This window comes from Roseisolibacter agri (assembly GCF_030159095.1).
Lineage (GTDB): Bacteria > Gemmatimonadota > Gemmatimonadetes > Gemmatimonadales > Gemmatimonadaceae > Roseisolibacter > Roseisolibacter agri.
Map to the genome: position 1 here is coordinate 385,502 of NZ_BRXS01000004.1, position 19,951 is coordinate 405,452.

The window sequence follows — 19,951 nt, forward strand, 5'->3', positions numbered from 1 at the left end:
GAGGGGCGCGCTCACGACTTGGCTCCCTTCGGCGCCGGCTTGCCGTCCTTGCCCGTGGGCTGCTCGGCCTGGCGCACCAGCGCGCCGTCCTTCAGCTCCCGGATGGCCTGATAGGTCCCCGCCACGATCTTCTCTCCTTCCTTGAGGCCGCTCACGACTTCGAAGTACTTCTCACCCGCGATACCCACCTTTACGGGCTTGAACTGCACCTTGTTGTCGGCCCCCACGATGAAGACCCCCTCGACGTCCTTCTTGCCGACCTGCTTCTGGGGCTGGCGGTTGCCCAGGGTCGGGGCGGTGTCGGTGTTGGCGATCGCCTCGTCCTCGCGCACCGTGAGCGCGATGATCGGCACCGAGAGCACCTTGCTGCGCGTGTCGGTGATGATCTTGGCCGTGGCCGAGAAGTCCGGGCGGGTCTCCGCCGGGGCGTTCACGAGCTGGATCGTCACCTCGTAGTCGATCGCCTGGTCGGCCGCCTGTGCCGTCGCGCCCGCGGCCTTGAGCGAGCTGTTGGAGATCTCGGTCACGCGGCCGATGAAGGTCGTGTCCGGGAAGGCGTCGATCTGGATGATGGCCGAGTCGCCGAGCGAGATGCGCGCGACGTCGGTCTCGTCGACCTTCACCTTCGTCTCCATGATGCTCATGTTGCTGATCGTCAGGAGCGTCGCCGCGTCCTTGTTCAGCGTGCCCTGGATGGCGGTCTCGCCCTCCTCGACGTTCAGGCGCGTGACCTTGCCGCTCATCGGCGCGACGATGGTCGTGCGCTCCAGGCCCCGGCGCGCGTCGCGCAGGCCGGCGATGGCCTGGTCGACCTGGTGCTGCGCCGCCTCGTAGAGCGCCTGGTTCACCTCGGCCTGCGTCTTCAGCTGCTCCAGCTCCTGCGCCGAGACGAGCTGCGGGTTCTGGCGGACGATGTCGTTCTGGCGCTTGTAGGTCGCCTGCGCCTGCACCCAGTTCGCCTTCGCCTGCGCCGCCTGCGCGCGCGCCGACGACACGGCGGCCGTGGCGCGCTGCACCGCGGCCTCCGACTGCACCGGGTCGATCTGCAGCAGGAACTGCCCCTTCGTCACCAACTGCCCTTCCTCGACCGCGAGCCGCACGATGCGCCCGGTCACGTCGGCGCTGACGTCGACCTTCGTGTGCGGGATGATCTGCCCGCTGGCGGTGACCGAGGCCACGAGGTCGCGGCGGCCGACGGCCTCCATCTTGACCTCGGTGGCCTTCGTGCCGCGCTTCGACGCGCCCACGGCGGCCACGCCGGCCAGGGCGGCGATCGCCACGCCGGCGATGGTCAGCTTCATGCGCTTGGACATTCGGGACTCCGGAAGGGGAGAGGTAGGACTGGGGTGCGAGGCGCCGTGCGGCGCCCGGTCGCGAAGGGGGAGAGGCGGGGCCCGCGCGTCAGCGCAGCGGGCGCCCGACCGCGTTCTCGAGCGCCGCGAAGGCGCGGTGATACTCGTAGATGGCGTTCACGTAGTCGGTCTGCGCGCGCGCGTACTCGTCGCGCGCCGTGGCGACGTCGATGAACGTCCCCGCGCCCACGCGGTAGCGCTCCTGCGCCAGGAACAGCGCCTCGCGCGCCGTCGCCGCGCTCTGCTCCTGCAGCGCGACCGTCTGCCGCTGCGCCGTCAGCGTGCGGAAGGCGCCCGTGACGTCGGCCACCAGCTGCAGCTCCTGCGCACGCACGCGGTACGCGGCGTCGTTGCGGTTCGCGACCGCCTCCTGCACCCGCTGCTCGCGCGTGAAGCCGTTGAAGATCGGGAACGAGAGCGTGGCCGTGATGCTGTACGGGTTGCGCGTGTAGTCGTACAGGCTCCCGTTGCGCGCGCGCGCCGCCTGCACCTCGGTCGGCGTCAGCGCGACGTTGGCGCACGCCACCTCGGGATCGACCTGCTGGCCGGTCGCGATGTTCCGGATGCCGACCGTCGTCTCGCACTGGCCGACCTTGCTGTTCAGCGCCGACTGCACCAGCCCGCCCGTGCTCGTGAACTGGTTGCCCACGCCGCTGACGCCGGCCGACAGGTTGAGCGTCGGCAGGTAGTCGCCCTTCGCGCCCTTCACGTTCAGCCCCGCGACGTCCTCGCGCGTGCGCAGGGCGTTCAGCGTCGGGTTGGCGCGGCGCGCCTGCTCCAGCAGCGCGGGCAGCTCGACGCCGACGTCGGCGACCGCGAAGCGCGTCGTCAGCTGCACGTTCTCCGGCTGCGTCACGCCCACCTGCTGGAAGAGGCGCAGCTTCTCGACCTCGGCCTGGTTGCGCGCCTGGATCCCCGCGACCTGCGCCTGCCCGAGCGCCACCTCGGCGCGGCGGACGTCGAGCACGGTGGCGGCGCCGACCGCGACGCGCGCCTTCGCCAGCTCCAGCTGCGACTGCGCGGTGGCGATCAGCGAGTCCTGCAGCTGCGCGCGCGCGGCCTGCTGCAGCGCGAGCAGGTACTGCTGCGTGACGTTGGTGCGCAGGTTCTGCTCGGAGCCCGTGATGTCCGCCTCGACGGCCTCCTGGTTCGCGCGCTGCAGCCGCGGCGCCGTCAGGGCGGCCACGCTGTAGCTGACGTCCGCGCCCACGCTGAGCTGCGAGTTGAACTGGTCGGCCTGCGCGCCGAGGGCGGTGCCGGCGAAGAACTGCTGGCGGCCCTCGCGATACTGCGTGCTGAAGTTCGTCTGCAGGCTGGGCAGCAGGCTGCCGTACGCGGCGCGCACCTGGGCGCCGGCGCGCCGGCGATTGTTGACCGCCTGCTGGAAGAGCGGGTTGTTCTGCCGCGCGAGGCCGATCGCCTCTTCCAGCGACAGCGTGGGACCGACGGACGCCGTGGGCGCGGGCGTCTGGGCGGCGAGCGCGGAGGGAAACGCCGGAGTCACCGCGCCGATGGCGAGCGCGCCCGCGAGCAGGCGGGGAGACACCGCGCGAGCGGTGCCGGCGACGAGCAGCGGAAGTCGCATGGAAGAGGGGTCCTCGTGGAAGTCTGGCCGCCGTACGCGCCCCTCCTGATCCGGGTTTCACCGGAGGACGGGGGCGTCACGCCCTCGCGTCCGAGGGGCGCACCTGCGGCTGGCGGCCCAGCGCGCGGGAGGGAGGCGCGCCGGTCGAAGGGCTCGGGCGAGAGTCCGGAGGGGAGCGCCGGCGCGCGTCAGCGCGGCGGGTCGTCGCGCTGCGCGACCAGCCCCTCGGACGGGCTGGCGACGCGCAGCACGCGGCCCGCCGCGTCCACCCACACCGTGCGGGCGCGCCCGCCGGGCTCCGTCACCTCCAGGCGCGTCGCGTCCAGCGTGCGCGCCCCCAGCGTGAGCCGGTCGGCGCCCGCCTCCTGGACGCGCATCCGCCCGTGAACGTTGCGCCGCGGCACGAGCACCGGCACGCGCGCCTCGCCGCCCGGCTTCCGGTGCAGGGCGAGGAAGAAGTACTGGTGGAAGAGCTCGTCGTCCACGACGACGGTCGTGTCGCCCACCAGGTACGTGCGCGCCGCCTCGCTGCTCCCGGTCTGAGTCTGCGTCGCGAAGTGCGCGCGCGTCAGCTGCCCGGTGAGCCGCTGCTCCACCACGCGGCCGTTGCGGACCTCGACCTGGTAACGCAGGGGCAGCCCCGCGGCGTCGGTCTGCAGCGCGGGAGCGATGCGGCGGTCGCCGTAGGCGGCCAGCGCGCGCGCCATGTACTCGCTGCCACCGCCGGCCGGCTGGCGGAGGATGCGGAACTCCTCGCGCCCCACCGTCGCGCCGCCGCGCACGATCGTGAAGCTTCCCTCGTCGACCGTGGTCACCTGCGCCCGCGCGCCGTGCGGCGCGGCCAGCGCCAGCACGCCGGCGACCAGCGCGAGCGCGGAGAGGCGCGCGCGCCGTGGACCGCGGCGGAGGGCGGGCGGGGCGGAGGGCTCGAGGAGGGGCATGCCGGAAGGATAATACCCTCCGGCTCGCCAGGCGGCCCCGGCCCGTCTACGGCCTGGCCTCGTCCGGGGCGCCATCGGGCGGCCCGGCCGTCAGCGTGACGGTCGGCGTGACCGCGCCCTCGCTCGTCGCCGCGCCCAGGTACTCCGCCACCCGCTCGTGCGGGACGTCCAGCACCCGCGTCGCGACGCGGCCCAGGATCCGGTGGTACAGCGCGCGTCCGGTGGCCTCCGTCGCCAGCGTCGGCCGGCCGAGGACCGTCAGCGCGGAGCCGCCGTGATCCTTGAGGCGCCCCTGGCGGAAGCGGCGCAGCGCCGCGCGCTCGACCATGTAGTCCTCCGCGCGATCGACGCGGACCAGCTCGGGCGCGAGGTGCAGCAGGAGCGAGGTGTCCACCTCGTCCGCGTGCATCGGCTCGTCCTGCCCGTGCAGGAGGTCGTGGACGTCGACCGCGAACACGTCGACCACGCGCACGCGGGCGCCGCCCGTGACGACCGTCGCCAGCGCCTCCTGGTGGGGATCGTGCGCGTGGGCGGTCAGCAGCACGAACTCGCGCACCCCGCACCCCTCCCACGACGACAGCAGGTCGTTCAGCAGCCGGTGCAGCGTCTTCTTGCGGACGCCGGCGCTGCCCGCCGCGGGGTCGCCATGAGGGGCGTTCACGCCGTACTCTACGGTCGGAGCGCGCAGCACGCCCGAGAGTCGCGACAGGTCGTCCGCCAGCCGCTCGGCGATGATCGAGTCGCAGCCGAGCGGCAGGTGACGGCCGTGCGGCTCGCAGGCGCCCACGGGCACCAGCAGCCGCGGGTCGGCGCGCAGCAACGCCCGCACGTCCTCGGGCCACATGTCCTTCAATCGCCGCGGTCGCGCCGCGGGGAGCTGGTCGGTCATCTCGCGAGCGAAAGCGTTGGACGACGTCGACGGCGCCGCGGCGTCGCGCAGGGCGGGGCGGCGACGGATGGCGGCGCTGCTGCCGGCCGCGGCCGCGGTGCTGGGCGCCGCCTGGTGGCTGCGCGATCCGCGCGAACTGTACCTGGCGCTCGTGGCGGCCGCCACGGTGCTCGGGCTGGCGGTCGCGCTCTGGCCCGCGGCCGGCCGCGGCGTGCGCCCGTACCTCCGCGCGACGATCTTCGCGCTGGCGGTCCTCGCGTTCCTGGTGCCCGCGTGGACCGCGCAGCGCGGCATCGACGCGCTCGACGCGGACGGCGACGCGGTGCTGCGACAGGCGCGCGCGCAGGCCGTCGCGCGCCTCGACACGCGCGTGGCGGAGCTGACGGGCGAGGCCGAGACGCTCGCGCGGGCGGCGCTCGACGCGGTCGGACCGCCGTCGGAGGAGCCGCTGTCCGGTGAAGGAGCCGCCGCGGCGCGCGCGGCCGCGTTCGCGCGCCTCGCGCCGCTCGTCGAGGGCACGCCCGAGCGCGCCGTCGCGGTGCTGCGGCGCGGCGTGCCGGTCGCATGGGCCGGCGCGATGCGCCTGCGCCCCGATTCTCTCCCGATCGAGCACGGCGTCGCGTCGTCGCCGCTGTGGACGGTGCTGCATGCCGACGTCGCGGACGGTCGCGACCGCGCCGTCGCCACGGTGCTGCTGCACGCCGCGCAGCCGGCCGACACGCTGAGTGCGCCGCTCGACCGCGAGATCGCGCACGAAGCGGGCGTGCGCGCGTTCGAGTTCACGACGCGCGCCGACGCGGCCGCCGATTCGGCCGCGCGCGTCGAGGCCGGGCTGCCGCCGCTGCCGGCCGATTCCGCGTGGTCGGTCGTGGACGGCGCGGCGTCCGGCGTCCTCGCGCGCCCGTTGGTGCCCTCGCTCGGCGAGGCGCGCCAGCGCGCGGTGGACGAGGGGCGCCGGCGCGGCACGCCCGCGCTGCTGCTGACGGCGTTCGTGCTGGTGGTGCTGGCGTGGCAGGGGCCTGCCGCCCTCGGACGGCGGCTCGCCGTGCTGCTCGTGCCGCTCGCCGCGATCGCGATCGCGCCGCTCAACGCGCTCTCGAACGCGACGCTGCTGTTCGACCCGGCGCTCTACTTCGCGGCGGTGGGTGGCCCGTTCACGGCCAGCATGGGCGCGCTCGCGCTCACCAGCGCGGTGCTGCTGGTCGGCCTGTTCGCGATCCTCCGCACCGGTCGCGCGATCGCCTCGCGCGCGATCGCGGCCGTCGCGGTGCTCGCGATCGCCGGCGTCGCGCCCTTCCTGCTGCGTGCCGTGTCGCGCGGCATCACGCCGCCCGCGCTCGGCGCGCCGGTGGGCCTCTGGGTCGCGTGGGAGGTCTCGCTCTTCCTCGCCGCCGCGGTGATCCTGGTCGCCGGCGCGGCGGCCGGACGCGCGGCCGTGCGCGCGGGCCGCGGACTGCATCCGCTGACCGCGCCCGTGCTCGCGGGCATCTCCGCGCTCCTGGGGCCCGTGCTCTGGGCCGCGCCCGTGGGCTGGCCGCGCTGGTATCCCGCGCTCTGGATCGTCGCGGTGGTCGCGCTCACGCTGACGCGTCGCACGAATGCGGTGCTCGTCGCCGCGGCGGCGGTCGCGGGCCTCGGCGCGTCCACGCTGGTGTGGAGCGCGACCGCGCGGAAGCGCGTCGATCTGGCGCTGCGCGACGTGCAGGGTCTCGCGACGCCGGACCCCGACGCGCTGCTGCTGCTCGAGCGGCTGGGGCGCACGCTCGCGCCCGACGCCGCGCTGCGTGCGCGCCCGTACGCGCCCGGCGACCTGCTGCGGAAGTTCGCCGAGTCGCCGCTGGCGGCCGCGGGGTTTCCGGTGGCACTCGCGAGCTGGACGCCCGTCGACTCGCTGGCGGAAGACTCCGTCGTCACGCGCGTCGCGACCGCGGTCTGGCCGGTGGACACGATGCTGCTGCGCGCGGCCGTGCGCGCGGCACGCGACGAGCGCGCGCCGGTGCTGCGCGTCGTCGCGGCCGACCAGGGCGTCGCGCCGGTGCTCGCGGTGCCGCATCCCGGTGGCGTCGTGACGACGGTGCTGCTCTATCCGCGCACGCGCCTGCAGCCCGAGAGCCCCGTCGCGACGCTGCTCGGCCTCCCGCGCCCGCCGGCCGGCGACCCGCCGTACGCGCTGTCGCTGCTCGGCCGCGTCGCGCGTCCCGACGCGAGCCCGCGCCGCGCGGCGGAGGCGGCCGGCGTCGAATCCGTGCGGCCGCGCTGGCAGCGTGAGGGGACGGAGGTGCACGGCGACTGGCTCGTGCCGCTGCCGAACGGCTGGACGCGCGCGCACGCCGAGATCGAGCTGCGGCCGTTCAGCGTGCTGGTGCAGCGCGGGGCGCTGCTCGTCCTGTTCGACCTGCTGCTCATCGGCGCGCTGTGGGCGCTGCCCGCGCTGGCCGACGGCGCCGCGCCGCGCTGGTGGCGGTGGTGGCGCGGCGCGTGGCGGCGCAGCTACCGCGCGCGGCTCACGCTCGCGCTGTTCGGCTTCTTCGCCGTGCCGACGAGCGCGTTCGCCGTCTGGTCGTACCGACAGCTGCAGGCGGGCGACCGCCAGTCGCGCGAGCTGCTGGTGCGCGAGACGCTGCGCGCGACGGCGACCGCCGACGTGTCGTCCGATGCCACGCCGCTGCGCACGCTCTCCGAGCGACTCGGCACGCCGCTGCTGGTCTACGAGCGCGGCGTCCTGGCGCGCGCGAGCGATCCGGCGATCGTGGAGCTGGCGCCGTTCGGCCGCCTGCTGCCGCCGGCGCAGATGCTCTCCGTCGGCGTCGGTGAGGAGGTGACCGCCAGCGACGAGCTGGATATCGGCGATGCGCAGACGCTGGTGGGCTTCCGTGCGGCGCTGACGTCGCCCGAGGAGCGCGTGGTGTTCGCGGCGCCGGCGCGCGACGACGATCCCGCGCTCGCGCAGCGGCGGCGCGACCTCGGCTTCCTCGTCGCGCTGGCCGTCATGGGCGGCGCGCTCGCGGCGCTCTGGCTCAGCGGGCTGGCGGCGCGTGAGCTCGAACGGCCCGTCGGCGCGCTGCGCGTGGCGGCGCTGGCGATCGCCGGCGAGGAGCGCCGGCGTCCGCCCGGCGGCGCGATCGAGGCGTCGGCGACGTCGGCGGCGGACGTGCTGCAGGCGGCGCTCGCCGCGCGGCCGCCCGCGGAGTTCCGGCCGGTGTTCGGCGCGTTCCGTCGCATGGCCGCGGATCTCGCGGCCAGCCGCGCCGCGCTCGAGTCGGCGCGGCGCCGCACCGCCACCGTGCTGCGCGACGTCGCCAGCGGCGTGGTCGCCGTCGACGCCGATGGCTGCGTCACGCTCGCGAATCCCAGCGCCGAGGCGCTGCTGGAGCGCGCGCTGCCGCCGGGCGCCACGCTCGAGGAGACCGCGCCCGCCGCGCTCGCGGCGCGCGTGCGCGCCTTCCTCGCCGGCGGCGGCGCCGGCGACGAGGAGGCGTTCGATCTGGAGCTGCACGGGCGTCAGCTGCGCGCGCGCCTGACGCAGCTCGGCGGCGCGGAGCGACGCGAGCCCGTGGGCGCGGTGCTCACGCTCGACGACCTGACGGAGCTCACGCGCGCGCAGCGCGTGCTCGCGTGGGGCGAGATGGCGCGCCAGGTCGCGCACGAGATCAAGAACCCGCTCACGCCCATCCGCCTGGGCGTGCAGCACCTCCGGCGCGCGTTCCGCGACGGGCGCGCCGACTTCGACGTGATCCTCGAGCGCAACGTGGACCGCGTGCTCGACGAGATCGACCGGCTCGACGAGATCGCGCGCACGTTCAGCCGCTACGGCATGGCGCCCGAGCACCGCGCGCCGGCCGAGCCCGTGGACGTCGCGGCCGTCGCGCGCGACGTCGTCGCGCTGGAGCGGATGGGGCAGGGCGCGGTCGCATGGGAGCTGTCGGGTGCCGACCACGCGACGCTCGCGCTGGCGCGCGACGCGGAGCTGCGCGAGGTGCTGCTCAACCTCCTCGAGAACGCGCGGCTCGCCCACGCGCGCCACGTGCGCGTCGCGCTCGCGTGCAGCGACGGCGAGGTGGCGCTGCGCGTCGAGGACGACGGGCACGGGATCCCCGAGGACGTGCTGCCGCGCATCTTCGAGCCGCACTTCTCGACGCGCACCAGCGGCAGCGGGCTGGGGCTCGCGATCAGCCGGCGCATGGTGGAGGCGTGGGGCGGCACGATCGCGGTGCGGAGCGCGCCCGGCGCCGGCACCACCCTCACCGTCACGCTGCGCGCCGGCTGACGCGCGGACGCCGCCGGCGCTGGCCGCGGAGGCGTGCGCGTCTTTCCGGGGCGCGGCGGCGCTGGTAGACTGCCCACGCCACCGCCGCCCTTCGCTCCGCTCCGTGCCCCCGACCGCCCGCCCCGTTCCACTTCCGCCGCACCTCGCGCACTGGCAGCTCCCCATCGGGTGGAGCTGGGGCGGCGACGCGCTGCAGGAGGACCATCGCCACTTCCAGGAGGTGGTCGATGCGCTGGGGCGTTCGCTGTCGCTCGTGAGCGCGCCCAACCCGGCGCACCAGGAGTGGCTGCACGAGGAGGCGCGCGCGCTGGCGCACCGCAACCACCCGTCGATCCCGACGACGTACCACTACTGGGCGTCCGCGCCGCGCGAGTCGCGCCGCGGCCCGGGGTACCTGCGGCGCTGGATCGCCGGCGAGACGCTCGCGGCGCGCGTGCGCCGGCTGGGAGCCGACGACATCCCGGCCGCGCTCCGCCTGCTGCGCGAGGCCGGCTCCGCGATCGGCTACCTGCACGACAGCGGCGCGACGCACGGCGCGCTCGCCGGCCGCACCACCTGGCTCACGCCGTCGGGCCGCATCTGGATCCTCGGATGGCAGTGGGCGATCGCGCGCGAGCGCGTGCCGCCGGGCCTCATGCCCGATCCGACGGCCGTCCCGCCGGCGCCCGAGTGGCGTGGCCGCTGGGTGCCGACGCCGGCCAGCGACCAGTTCCAGCTCGGCGCGCTCGCCTTCCTCGCGCTCACGGGCGAGCAGCCGCCGTCCACGGACATCCCGCCGCTGCGGCTCGTGCGGCCGGACTGCCCCCGCAGCCTGGCCGACGTCATCGAGCGCGCGCTGCGCGAGGATCCGGCCGAGCGCTACTCGTCGGTGACCGCGCTCGTGCGCGCGCTCGATCGCGGCGTCTCCGTCCGCACGCCGATCATCGGCGGGCCCGACTCCACCGGCGAGGTGGTCGCGCAGACGCCCGAGGCGCGCCTCCGCTGGGCCACCGGCGACGACTACGACATCATCGCCAAGCTCGGTGCCGGCACCTTCGGCTCCGTGTGGCGCGTGCGCGACCTCGCGCTCGGCCGCGAGGTCGCGCTCAAGATGCTGCACCCGCACATCGCGCGCGACGCGGCGGCGGTGCAGCGCTTCCGCCGCGAGGCGCAGCTCGCGGCGCAGCTCGCGCATCCGGCCATCGTCCCCATCTTCGACTTCGACACGCGCGCCAACGTGTCGTGGTACACGATGGAGCTCGCGGAAGGCGGCTCGGTCGCGGAGCTGGTGCGCCGGCAGGGCCCGCGCCCGCTGCGCGACGTCGCGCCGCAGGTGGAGTTCGTGCTCGAGGGGCTGGCCGCCGCGCACGCGATCGGCGTGATCCACCGCGACCTGAAGCCCGAGAACCTGCTGATCGATCGCTACCGTCGCTGGCGCGTCGCCGACTTCGGCATCGCGAACGCGCTCGGCGAGGAGATCGCGGGCGCGTCGGGCACGCCCGCCTTCGCGCCGCCCGAGCAGCTGCTCGGCGAGGCGCAGAGCCCCGCCAGCGACTGCTTCTCGATCGCGGCCATCGTCTACTTCGCGCTCACGGGCGAGACGCCGTTCCGCGGCAACGACGGGCCGACGGTGCTGGCGTCGCAGCTCGCCGGCCGCGTGGACTTCTCGCGCTTCGCCGCGCCCGTCGCCGCGTGGCTGCGCAAGGGGCTCGCGGTCGATCAGGACACGCGCTGGAACGACGCGACGGCGATGCTGACGGCGTGGCGCATCGCGCGCACCACCGCGCTGCGCACCGAGCAGCGCAGCCGCTGGTGGCGCCGGCTGCTCGGCGCGCGCTCGCGCGGCTGAGCGTCGCGCGCTACTCGGTCGTGCCGCCCGACGCCTCGGCGGCGCGCGCGGTGCGCACCGTCTTCACGTTGACGAACTCGCGCAGCCCGATCGCGCTCAGCTCGCGCCCGTGGCCCGAGCGCTTGATCCCGCCGAACGGCAGCCGCGGGTCCGACACGACCATGCCGTTGAGGAAGACGCTGCCCGCCTCGAGCTCCCCCTCGAGGCGACGCATCTCCTCGGCGTCGCGCGTCCACGCGCTCGAGCCCAGGCCGTACGGCGTGTCGTTGGCGATCGCGATCGCGTCGTCCAGGTCGCGCGCGCGGAACACCGCGGCGACGGGCCCGAACACCTCCTCGCGCGCCGGCACGCCGTCGCGCGTCACGTCCGCGAGCACCGTCGGCGCGTAGAAGAAGCCGTCGCCGCCCAGCGACGCGCCGCCGCACATCAGGCGCGCCCCCTCGTCCACCGAGCGGCGCACCTGGTCCGCGACGTCGTCGCGCACCTGCGCGGTCGCGAGCGGTCCGATCTGCGTCGCGGCGTCCATCGGATCGCCGACCTTCAGCGCGCGCATCCCCGCCACGAAGCGCTCGAGGAACGCGTCGTACACGTTGGTGTGCACGACGAAGCGCTTCGCCGCGATGCACGACTGCCCGTTGTTGATCGTGCGCGCCGTCACCGCCGTGCGCGCCGCCGCGTCGAGGTCCGCGCTCGGCATCACGACGAACGGATCGCTGCCGCCCAGCTCCAGCACGACCTTCTTCAGGTGACGCCCCGCGGCCGCGCCCACCGATGCGCCCGCGCCCTCGCTGCCGGTGAGCGTCGCCGCCGCGACGCGCGGATCGGCGATGATCGCCTCGACGCGCCGCGCCTCCACGAGCAGCGTCTGGAACACGCCCGCCGGCGCGCCCGCTCGCGTGAAGATCTCCTCCAGCGCGAGCGCGCACTGCGGCACGTTGGACGCGTGCTTCAGCAGCCCGACGTTCCCCGCGACCAGCGCGGGCGCCGCGAAGCGCACGACCTGCCAGAACGGGAAGTTCCACGGCATGATCGCGAGCACGACGCCGAGTGGCTGCAGGATCACGCGGCCGGTGCCCTGCGCGTCGTCGACGAGCGTCTCCGGCGCCAGGATGCGCGCGCCGTGTTCGGCGTACCAGCGGCACGCGGTCGCGCACTTGGCCGCCTCGTCGCGCGCGGCCTGCAGCGGCTTGCCCATCTCCAGCGTCATCAGCCGCGCGAAGCGCTCGCGATCGGCATCGAGCACCTCCGCCGCGCGGGCGACCACCGCCGCACGTTCGGCGAGCGGCGTCCGCCGCCACGAGCGCGCGGCATCGGCGGCACGCGCCAGCGCGGCCTCGACCTGCGCGTCGTCATGCGCGGGGAACGTCTGCAGCGTCTCCCCGGTGGTCGGGTTCACGGTCGCGATGGGCATCGCAGCGACGGAGGGGGCAAAGGTGAGGAGGCGGCGCCGTGTGCCGTGAAGGCACCGCCGCGGCACGCGCGGGTAAGTTGCGACGAGGCGCGCGCCGGTCGCTACCGGCCGCGCTCCGCCCCTGCCGGCACGCCGACGCCTCCCTTAAGCTGCCGGCGGACCCCTTTCCGCTCCCACCGCATGCTTCGCACGTTCCGCGCGCACCTTCGCGTGCCGCTGCTCGCCCTCTCCGCCGCTGCCGCGATCACCGTCGCCGCCTGCGAGGAGGTGACCGCGCCCCTCGAGGACCCCGCGTCGACGACCTACGCGCCCGCGCTCGGCGTGAACATCGGCCAGATGACGCGCACGGCGTCCGGGCTCTACGTGCAGACGCTGGTGAGCACCTCCGGCGCCGTGGCCGACACGGGCCACACGGTGACGGCCTACTACGTCGGCTACCTCACCAACGGGCGCCAGTTCGACAGCAACCGCGGGACCGGCCGCCCCATCACCTTCCAGCTCGGGCGCGGCCAGGTCATCAAGGGGTGGGACGAGGGCGTCCGAGGCATGCGCGTGGGTGAGCGCCGCCGGCTCGTCGTCCCGCCCCAGCTCGGCTACGGCGGCAGCACCAGCGGCATCATCCCGGCCGGCTCGGTCCTCGTGTTCGAGATCGACCTCGTGAGCACGACACCACCGACGACGACCACGTCAGGCAGCTGAGCACCGGCAGTGCCGGCGGGTGAACGAGCGAAGGGCGCGCCGTGGCTGGCGCGCCCTTCTCCGCATTCAAGCGGCGACGTGGTTGCTCAGGCGGTCTGCAGCCGCTGCTGCCGCTTGCTGGCGTAGAGCGCGGCGTCCGCTCGCTGGAGCATCTCGTCCAGCTCCGCGCCGCGGTCGTCGTCGAAGCGCGCCGCGCCGATCGCGGCTTCCAGCCGGTAGCGACGCTCCGGAACGGCGTTCCGCTGCGCCAGCGCCCGCGCGAGCCGCGTGATCACCGCGCGCTCGGTGGCGTCGTCGGCGTCCACGACCAGCACCGCGAACTCGTCGCCGCCGAGGCGCGCCACGACGTCGGTGTCGCGGACGGTGGCCCGGAGCAGCGCCGCCATCTCGCACAGCGCCCGGTCGCCCTCCGCGTGCCCGTAGCGGTCGTTGATCGGCTTGAACCGGTTGAGGTCGAGGAAGAGCAGCAGCACGTCGCCGCCGTTGCGCCGCACGATCCGCAGTTGATGCTCGGCCAGCGCCCGGAAGCCGCGGCGGTTGTAGAGCCCCGTCAGCTCGTCCGTCAGCGCGGCGGCCCTCGCCTCCGCCTCGGCGCGCGTCCGCAATGCCACGGCGTGGCGCAGCGTGCCGTAGCTGCGCAGCAGCGCCACCACGGCGCCCGCGGCCGTCCCCGCGGCCAGCAGTCGACCCAGCGCCACGTGTCCGTCAGGCCCCACGACGTAGCCCTCGGCTCCGGGCGCCGATACCGCCGCGAAGGCGCCGAGGAGCGCGGTCGCGAGCAGGAGGGCGAAGGCCGGGGTGCGGAGCACGGGCCGATCCGTCAGCGATCGGTCGACGAGGGCGGGAACGAACATGAGGAGGCGCGAATGGAGGCGGCCGCAGCCGCTGATGACGAGAGGGACAAGGGCAGGGGTCGTGCCCAAGCCGACCTCGACCATTCACGGGTCAGGCGCTCCCCGGCGACCTGGACCGTAAGGCGTTGCTGCGTAACGTGATGCTGGTCACTGTCGCCGGCGTCGGCGACTGCCCGGCAGAAGTTGCAGGCTGTCCAGGATGATGACAGAGGGGCGGCAGGATCGACCTCGCTCGGTCGATTCTGCCGCCCGCGTCCATGCTTCCACGCCTTCCCCGGCGCCGAGTGGCGGCAGGATCTTCCGATCAGCCCGTTCCGAGCCGGTTCCGGACCTTGGCGGCCATCTCCTCGAGCACCGCGAGCGTCGCCCGCGCCTCGTCCACGCTCATGCGCTCCGGCGACGTGCGCACGGTGAGCGTGAAGCCGCCGCCGCGACGCGGCACGTGCTCGCAGACCGACCGCGGCGTCCGCTCGACCGCCGCGACCCCGAGCCCGGTCACCTCCCGCGCCGCCGCCAGCCGATCGTCCGCGTTCGGAAGCGTCGCGACCTCGCGCAGCGTCCGGAACGTCAGCCGCGCCAGCGCCTCCTCCGCCAGCTCCGGGTCGCCCGCACCGAGCGAGGACAGGAGCTCCGGCGAGAAGGCGCGGGCGATCGAGAGCAGGTCGCCGGCACGTCCATGGCTCGAGCCGAGCGCACGCGCCACCGCCCGGACGCTGTCGGGAAGCCCCGCCTCGCGCCGGTTGCGCTGGATGGCCGAGAACGAGACGGCCTCCTGCCAAGCGGTGAAATCCTTCCGCAGCAGGTTGCGGCGGTAGACGATCGCGGCCGCCGCATGGTCGGGGATGGCGCCCCGGTCGACCACGGGAACGTCAGCCAACCCCGCCAGGTTGGCGGCGGCAAGGCGTCGGTGACCCGACAGCAGCTCGAAGCCGTCGCCAACGCGGCGCACCTCGAGCGGGGTCTCGACCCCGTGCTCGTCGATGTCGGCGACGAGCTCGACCAGCGCACGCGCCTCGGCGTCCAGGCGCGCGAGGTCGCGGGCACCGGCCTCCTCGATGAGCACGGAGGGCGCGCCGGACTGCGCCAGCGCCGCGGCCACCGCCGCGACCGCCCGCGCCGACGGTCGCCCCTTGGGCTGGAACGGCGAGGCGTGGATGCTGGCGACGGGCGCTCGCACGATGACCTCGGTCGCCTGCGGCGCCCACTGCTTGAGCACCGCCAGCTCCGACTCGTCGACGGCGTAGGCGGCCGCGAGCTGCGACGGGTCGATGCGCCCGCGTCTCATGCCACCCCCTCCGCCACGAGCTCGTCGGCGAGCGCGCGGATGGCCCGGCCCGGCGGCGAATCTGGCGCATACGCGGTCACCGGCAGCTGGCGCTCGTGCGCCTCGGCCACCGCCGCCCCGCGCTTGATCACGACGTCCGACATCTCCGTGCCGAAGCCGGTCGAGAGGAACTCCAGGGCCCGCTTCACGGGGCGCCGGTTCTCCTCCTTGTTGCCGACCACGCGGAAGGGAATGCCGCGCGCCTCCGCCATCGCCGCGAGCTTGCGCGCCTCGGGAATCGACTCGGGGTTGAGCTCGGGCACGACGAGCAGGAAGACGCCGGGCGTCGACAGCACGACGGCGTGCCCGGGATCGTCCAGCATCGGTCGCATGTCCACGACGATGGTGCGGCCGGGCCGCGACGCACGTCGGAGATGCTGCGTGAGCGCGCTCGGGCTCACGCCCGCCAGCGTCGCGCCACCCCGGTACAGGGTCATCCCGAGGATCTCGACGGGTTCGGCCTGGAGCGGGTCGGCGACGGCGCGCTGTCCGGTGAAGCGCGTGAGCGAGCCCTGGGGATCGAAATCGATCAGCGCGACGTCGCGCGCGTGATCGTTGGCGAGGGCGAACGCGAGGGCGGCGGCGACGGTGGTCTTGCCCGTGCCTCCCTTGCCACTGCCGACGGCGATGATGCGGGCGGTGTCCGACTGTCGGACGCTCATGCGGGCCAGCGGGGAGGGTGATGCAGGTGGTGCGGGCCGGCGCGGCCTGTCCGACTGTCGGACGGGCGCTCGGCGCTGGAGGCGGGGGAGCGCGCAAGATAGCGAGTGGTCGCGTCCGCGTGGACCGTCGTGCGTCGCCGCGGTTGTGCGGCCGACGGCGCGCTCGCGCATCGTCGCGCATGCTCGCCGCCGTCCGCGCCGCCGCCGTCCTCGGAGTCGAGGCGTTCGAGGTCACGGTGGAGGTGCATCTGGCACCCGGGCTCCCGCAGTTCACGGTCGTCGGACTTCCCGCCGGCGCCGTGAAGGAGAGTCGCGAGCGAGTGGTCGCCGCCCTCGCGAACAGCGGCTTTCCGCTGCCGCCGCGGCGCATCGTCGTGAACCTCGCGCCCGCCGACGTGCGGAAGGACGGCACCGCCCTCGACCTCCCGATCGCTGTCGGCATCCTGCGCGCGCTCGAGCTGCTGCCGACTCCCGCGGTCGATCGCCTGGTGCTCGTCGGCGAGCTGGCGCTCGACGGGGCGCTGCGCGCGGTGCGCGGCACGCTGCCGATCGCGCTCTGGACCGCGCGTGCGGGGCACACGCTCGTGCTGCCGCCCGCGAACCTCGCGGAGGTGGTGCGGCTGCGGGAGCTGCCGCGCGCGGCGCCAGCGACGCTCGCGGAGCTGGTGGAGTGGCTGCGCGCGGACGCGCTGCCGTCGCCGCCCGATCCCGCGCCTTCGCTCGCGGCTCCCGTGCACGACGACCTGTCCGACGTCATCGGACAGCCCGTCGCCCGGCGGGCCCTCGAGATCGCCGCGGCAGGCGCGCACAACGCGCTGTTCGTTGGACCGCCCGGGGCGGGGAAGACGATGCTCGCGCGCCGGCTGCCGTCCATCCTGCCGGCGCTCGAGGAGGCCGAGGCGGTCGAGGTGCTGGCGGTGCGGTCCGTGGCGGGGCTGGCGAGCGATGCCGGCGGCGAGGTGCTCCGGCCGTTCCGGGCGCCGCATCACACGGTCTCCGCACCGGCGCTCGTGGGTGGCGGTACCCCACCCAGGCCCGGCGAGGTCACGCTCGCGCACAACGGCGTCCTCTTTCTCGACGAGCTGCTCGAGTTCCCGCGCCACGTGCTCGATGCGCTGCGGCAGCCGATGGAGGACGGACGCGTCCAGGTGTCGCGGGCGAGCGGCTCGGTGATCCTGCCCGCGCGGTTCACGCTCGTCGCGGCGTCCAACCCGTGTCCCTGCGGGCATGCGGGCGACCCGACGCGCTCGTGCGCCTGCGCCGCGGTCGAGGTGGAGCGCTACGCCTCGCGGCTCTCCGGTCCGCTCGCGGATCGGATCGACATGCACATCCGCGTCGCGGCGGTGCCGCCGCGCGACCTCGCCGGCGGCGACCGGCCGGAGTCGTCGGCGGCCGTGCGGGCGCGGGTGGAGGCGGCGCGGCTGCGGCAGCAGCGGCGCTCGCGTCAGGCCGGCGCGTCGTCGAACGCGCGGCTTTCCGGCAGGTCCCTGGAGCGCGACGGGGCCGTGATGCCCGAGGCGCGCGCGTTGCTCGTCTCCGCCGCGGACCGCCTCGGGCTGTCGGCGCGCGGCTTCTATCGGGTGCTGCGGCTGGCCCGGACGATCGCGGATCTCGAGGGCGAGGCGCGCGTCGCGGCGCCGCACGTGGCCGAGTCGCTGCGGTATCGCCCGGTCCCTGCGCGAGGAGTGGCCGTGCCGGGGCCGTGAGGGCGGCTGCCGCGCCGCGATTACGTTAGAGCCATGACGCTACCCGTCCAGCCGTCTCAGCGCGCCAGCGCGGCCTCCTCTGCGGCGTCCGGGGAGCCGCTCGGGCGTGAGCGCGCGCTCATGGCCTGGCTGCGGGAGCACGGGCCCGTCCTGCTGGGCTTCTCGGGCGGCGTCGATTCGGCGTACCTGGCGAGCGTTGCGGTCGAGGTGCTGGGCGCGGGCAGCGTGCTCGCCGTCATCGGGCGCAGCGCCTCGTACCCCGAGGCGCAGTGGCGGGCCGCGCGGGAAGTGGCGGCTCTGTGTGGCGTGCCGGTGCAGGAGGTCGCGACCCACGAGCTGGAGGACCCCGACTACGTCGCGAATCCGAGTGACCGCTGCTTCTTCTGCAAGCGGGAGCTCTGGAGCCGGCTCGCGCCGCTCGCGGACGCGCGAGGGATGCTCCTGATCGACGGGACGAACGCCGACGATCTCACGGACTGGCGGCCCGGCGCCCGCGCCGCGGCCGATCACGCGGTGCGATCGCCGCTGGCGGAGCTGGAGTTCACGAAGGCGGACATCCGGTGGCTGTCCCGGCGCCGAGGGCTGCCGACCGCCGATCAGCCGTCCGCGCCGTGCCTGGCGTCGCGTCTCCCGTACGGGACGCCCGTGACGACCGCGCGCCTCTCCCAGGTCGAGCGGGCCGAGTCCGCGCTCAGGGCGGTCGGGATCCCGGGGGACCTGCGGGTGCGGCACCACGGCGCCATCGCACGCGTCGAGCTGACCCCGGACGTGATCGAGGCGTGGTCGTCGGCGGAGCGGCTGGAGGTGCTGCGCGAGGCTGTCGTTTCCGCCGGCTTCGCGCGCGTCGTCGTGGACCTGCGGGGCTTCCGCTCCGGCTCCCTGAACGTGCTCGGAGGGATCGTTGCCGGGTGACGCCCGGGCGCTCCTCGCAGCGCTGGCGCAGATGGGTGTGGCGTGCGACGTCGAGACGGAGGGTGGTCTGGCCATCCTCGTCCCACGCGCGACCGCGGGCTTTCCAGGAAGCGATCTGCGGGTGGAGCTCGTGCGCGCCGCGCGTCAGGCGGGCTTCGCGAACGTCGCCCTCGAGCTGCGCGGGGCCGAGCCGACCAAGGCGCTCTCCGAGTCGTGAGCGATCCGGCCGGGAGTGAGAGAACGCCGCGGCTGTTCGTTGCCCTGAACCTGCCGGCCGAGCTGCGTGCGACGCTGCACGCGGCTGTGCGTCAGGCGGTGGCGCCGCTGGTGGAGGAAGCGCCGCGCGCCGTCGCCTGGGTTCCCGAGCCGAACCTCCACGTCACGGTGCGCTTCGTCGGCGAGCGTCCGGCGGCGCTCGTCGATCCGCTGCGCGAGGCGCTGGATCTGGCGGCCTCCGCCGTGCATGTACACGACCTCGCGATCGGCGGACTCGGCGCGTTTCCGAATCTCCGGCGGCCGCGAGTGCTCTGGATCGGCGTCGCGATGAACGTCGCGCTCGCTGCGCTGTATCAGAAAGTGGACGACGCCTGCTGGCGCCTGGCGATTGGGCGGGAGGCGCGGCCGTTTCATCCGCACGTCACCATCGGGCGCATCCGCATGGGGGCGAGCGTGCCGGCCGGACGCCTCGAGGAGGCGGTGCAGGCCCTCACGACCTACCGGTGGACCATGCCCGTCGAGACCGTCGATCTGATGTCGAGTGAGCTGGCGAGTGGCGGATCGCGCTACGCGCGGCTGCACGCCGCGGCGCTGTCTCCCGCATCGGGCGGCCGCTGATGTTCGGATGCCTGCGGCGGCTCGGCTGCCTCGTCGTGCTGCTGATCGGCGTCGGGCTCTGGTACGTCCGTGACCTCTGGTGGCCGCGGCTCCGCAGTGCGGTTGGTCCGGAGCCCACGGTCGTCGCCGCCGCGGACTCGAACGGGTGGGAGCCGCTGGATCAGGAGCGCGCCGAGCGGGGCGAGCGCGCGGTGCGGGCGCTCGCGGCGCGGAGCGGGCCGGTGTACGTGAACCTGCGCGCCGGCGAGCTCGCGTCGTACGCCTTCCTCTCGCTCTCCGACGCGCCGCCGCTGCCACTCCGCGACGCGCAGGCCGCCGTCGTCGGCGACCGGGTGTACGTGCGCTCGGTGGTGTCGCTGAAGGACCTGGGCGGGGCGCTGGGGGCCGCGGGCGGCCTGCTGCCCGAGCGGGACACGCTCCGCCTGGGCGGGACCTTCGAGGTGCTGCGTCCGGGCGTGGCGCAGTTCCGGGTCGCGGACATCAGCGTCGGGTCGCTGCCCGTCCCGGCGTCCGTCGTCCCGACCATCCTGCGACGCACCGGGGCGCGTCGCATGGACGGCGTCGCCGAGGGGGCGATCGGCATCCCCATCCCGCGCTACATCGGCGACGTGCGCGTCGCCCGTGGGCGCATCACGCTGTACAAGTCGACGCCCTGACGACGGGCGTCCCTCTCTCTCCCGGACCTTC

16 protein-coding genes are annotated in these 19,951 nt (G+C 75.1%); 8 read left to right on the plus strand and 8 right to left on the minus strand.

The annotated features are described in order from the left end of the window. Nucleotides 1-11: 11 nt before the first annotated feature. The 4 genes from rosag_RS13920 to rosag_RS13935 all read right to left on the minus strand — a co-directional run bounded on the left by rosag_RS13920 (nucleotide 12) and on the right by rosag_RS13935 (nucleotide 4,767). Entirely contained in the window at nucleotides 12-1,313 is a 1,302-nt protein-coding gene (locus tag rosag_RS13920) for an efflux RND transporter periplasmic adaptor subunit (RefSeq protein ID WP_284350749.1), read from the minus strand. 88 nt (nucleotides 1,314-1,401) lie between these two features. Continuing rightward, nucleotides 1,402-2,937 (minus strand): TolC family protein, encoded by a 1,536-nt coding sequence (locus rosag_RS13925; RefSeq protein ID WP_284350750.1) that lies wholly within the window; start codon nucleotides 2,935-2,937, stop codon nucleotides 1,402-1,404. A 188-nt stretch (nucleotides 2,938-3,125) separates the two neighbouring features. Beyond that, nucleotides 3,126-3,878 (minus strand): hypothetical protein, encoded by a 753-nt coding sequence (locus tag rosag_RS13930; RefSeq protein ID WP_284350751.1) that lies wholly within the window; start codon nucleotides 3,876-3,878, stop codon nucleotides 3,126-3,128. Nucleotides 3,879-3,924: 46 nt separating this feature from the next. Further along, nucleotides 3,925-4,767, minus strand: coding sequence for a creatininase family protein (locus tag rosag_RS13935; protein WP_284350752.1), 843 nt, complete (start codon nucleotides 4,765-4,767; stop codon nucleotides 3,925-3,927). Between the two features lie 16 nt (nucleotides 4,768-4,783). Here rosag_RS13935 and rosag_RS13940 point away from each other — a divergent pair, with 16 nt between their 5' ends. Together rosag_RS13940 and rosag_RS13945 are read left to right on the plus strand one after the other, a co-directional pair. Continuing rightward, entirely contained in the window at nucleotides 4,784-9,034 is a 4,251-nt protein-coding gene (locus rosag_RS13940; RefSeq protein WP_284350753.1) for an ATP-binding protein, read from the plus strand. A gap of 103 nt (nucleotides 9,035-9,137) precedes the next feature. Continuing rightward, complete coding sequence (locus tag rosag_RS13945) at nucleotides 9,138-10,862, plus strand: protein kinase domain-containing protein (RefSeq protein ID WP_284350754.1); 1,725 nt, start codon at nucleotides 9,138-9,140, stop codon at nucleotides 10,860-10,862. A gap of 10 nt (nucleotides 10,863-10,872) precedes the next feature. Here rosag_RS13945 and rosag_RS13950 read toward each other — a convergent pair whose 3' ends face one another. Next, nucleotides 10,873-12,273: an NAD-dependent succinate-semialdehyde dehydrogenase gene (locus rosag_RS13950; protein WP_284350755.1), complete on the minus strand. Its 1,401-nt coding sequence runs from the start codon at nucleotides 12,271-12,273 to the stop codon at nucleotides 10,873-10,875. A gap of 180 nt (nucleotides 12,274-12,453) precedes the next feature. Between rosag_RS13950 and rosag_RS13955 the strand changes: the two genes are divergently transcribed. Further along, nucleotides 12,454-12,972 carry an FKBP-type peptidyl-prolyl cis-trans isomerase gene (locus rosag_RS13955; RefSeq protein WP_284350756.1) on the plus strand — a complete coding sequence of 173 codons (519 nt, stop codon included), beginning with the start codon at nucleotides 12,454-12,456 and terminating at the stop codon, nucleotides 12,970-12,972. 86 nt (nucleotides 12,973-13,058) lie between these two features. Here the strand turns inward: rosag_RS13955 and rosag_RS13960 are convergent, their stop codons facing one another. The 3 genes from rosag_RS13960 to rosag_RS13970 all read right to left on the minus strand — a co-directional run bounded on the left by rosag_RS13960 (nucleotide 13,059) and on the right by rosag_RS13970 (nucleotide 15,812). Continuing rightward, on the minus strand, nucleotides 13,059-13,781 hold the full coding sequence (locus rosag_RS13960; protein WP_284350757.1) for a GGDEF domain-containing protein: 723 nt from the start codon (nucleotides 13,779-13,781) through the stop codon (nucleotides 13,059-13,061). A 349-nt stretch (nucleotides 13,782-14,130) separates the two neighbouring features. Next, nucleotides 14,131-15,111, minus strand: coding sequence for a ParB/RepB/Spo0J family partition protein (locus tag rosag_RS13965; RefSeq protein WP_284350758.1), 981 nt, complete (start codon nucleotides 15,109-15,111; stop codon nucleotides 14,131-14,133). Continuing rightward, a complete protein-coding gene (locus tag rosag_RS13970; protein WP_284350759.1) occupies nucleotides 15,108-15,812 on the minus strand; it encodes a ParA family protein in 705 nt (234 codons plus the stop codon). The genes rosag_RS13965 and rosag_RS13970 overlap by 4 nt, the downstream gene beginning before the upstream one ends. A gap of 179 nt (nucleotides 15,813-15,991) precedes the next feature. Between rosag_RS13970 and rosag_RS13975 the strand changes: the two genes are divergently transcribed. The 5 genes from rosag_RS13975 to rosag_RS13995 all read left to right on the plus strand — a co-directional run bounded on the left by rosag_RS13975 (nucleotide 15,992) and on the right by rosag_RS13995 (nucleotide 19,920). Continuing rightward, complete coding sequence (locus rosag_RS13975; protein WP_284350760.1) at nucleotides 15,992-17,518, plus strand: YifB family Mg chelatase-like AAA ATPase; 1,527 nt, start codon at nucleotides 15,992-15,994, stop codon at nucleotides 17,516-17,518. A gap of 120 nt (nucleotides 17,519-17,638) precedes the next feature. Further along, nucleotides 17,639-18,430 (plus strand): ATP-dependent sacrificial sulfur transferase LarE, encoded by a 792-nt coding sequence (gene larE / locus rosag_RS13980; protein WP_284350761.1) that lies wholly within the window; start codon nucleotides 17,639-17,641, stop codon nucleotides 18,428-18,430. After that, entirely contained in the window at nucleotides 18,420-18,647 is a 228-nt protein-coding gene (locus rosag_RS13985; RefSeq protein WP_284350762.1) for a hypothetical protein, read from the plus strand. Before larE ends, rosag_RS13985 begins: the two co-directional genes overlap by 11 nt. Beyond that, entirely contained in the window at nucleotides 18,644-19,264 is a 621-nt protein-coding gene (thpR, locus tag rosag_RS13990; RefSeq protein ID WP_284350763.1) for an RNA 2',3'-cyclic phosphodiesterase, read from the plus strand. Before rosag_RS13985 ends, thpR begins: the two co-directional genes overlap by 4 nt. Continuing rightward, nucleotides 19,264-19,920, plus strand: a complete 657-nt coding sequence (locus tag rosag_RS13995; protein WP_284350764.1) for a hypothetical protein — start codon at nucleotides 19,264-19,266, stop codon at nucleotides 19,918-19,920. The genes thpR and rosag_RS13995 overlap by 1 nt, the downstream gene beginning before the upstream one ends. The last annotated feature ends 31 nt before the right edge of the window (nucleotides 19,921-19,951 follow it).

Coding starts and splice junctions, on each gene's coding strand:
- rosag_RS13920 (WP_284350749.1), bottom strand. CDS start 1,313: ATGTCCAAGCGCATGAAGCTGACCATCGCCGGCGTGGCGATCGCCGCC.
- rosag_RS13925 (WP_284350750.1), bottom strand. CDS start 2,937: ATGCGACTTCCGCTGCTCGTCGCCGGCACCGCTCGCGCGGTGTCTCCC.
- rosag_RS13930 (WP_284350751.1), bottom strand. CDS start 3,878: ATGCCCCTCCTCGAGCCCTCCGCCCCGCCCGCCCTCCGCCGCGGTCCA.
- rosag_RS13950 (WP_284350755.1), bottom strand. CDS start 12,273: ATGCCCATCGCGACCGTGAACCCGACCACCGGGGAGACGCTGCAGACG.
- rosag_RS13975 (WP_284350760.1), top strand. CDS start 15,992: ATGCTCGCCGCCGTCCGCGCCGCCGCCGTCCTCGGAGTCGAGGCGTTC.
- rosag_RS13955 (WP_284350756.1), top strand. CDS start 12,454: ATGCTTCGCACGTTCCGCGCGCACCTTCGCGTGCCGCTGCTCGCCCTC.
- rosag_RS13935 (WP_284350752.1), bottom strand. CDS start 4,767: ATGACCGACCAGCTCCCCGCGGCGCGACCGCGGCGATTGAAGGACATG.
- larE (WP_284350761.1), top strand. CDS start 17,639: ATGGCCTGGCTGCGGGAGCACGGGCCCGTCCTGCTGGGCTTCTCGGGC.
- rosag_RS13995 (WP_284350764.1), top strand. CDS start 19,264: ATGTTCGGATGCCTGCGGCGGCTCGGCTGCCTCGTCGTGCTGCTGATC.
- rosag_RS13970 (WP_284350759.1), bottom strand. CDS start 15,812: ATGAGCGTCCGACAGTCGGACACCGCCCGCATCATCGCCGTCGGCAGT.
- rosag_RS13965 (WP_284350758.1), bottom strand. CDS start 15,111: ATGAGACGCGGGCGCATCGACCCGTCGCAGCTCGCGGCCGCCTACGCC.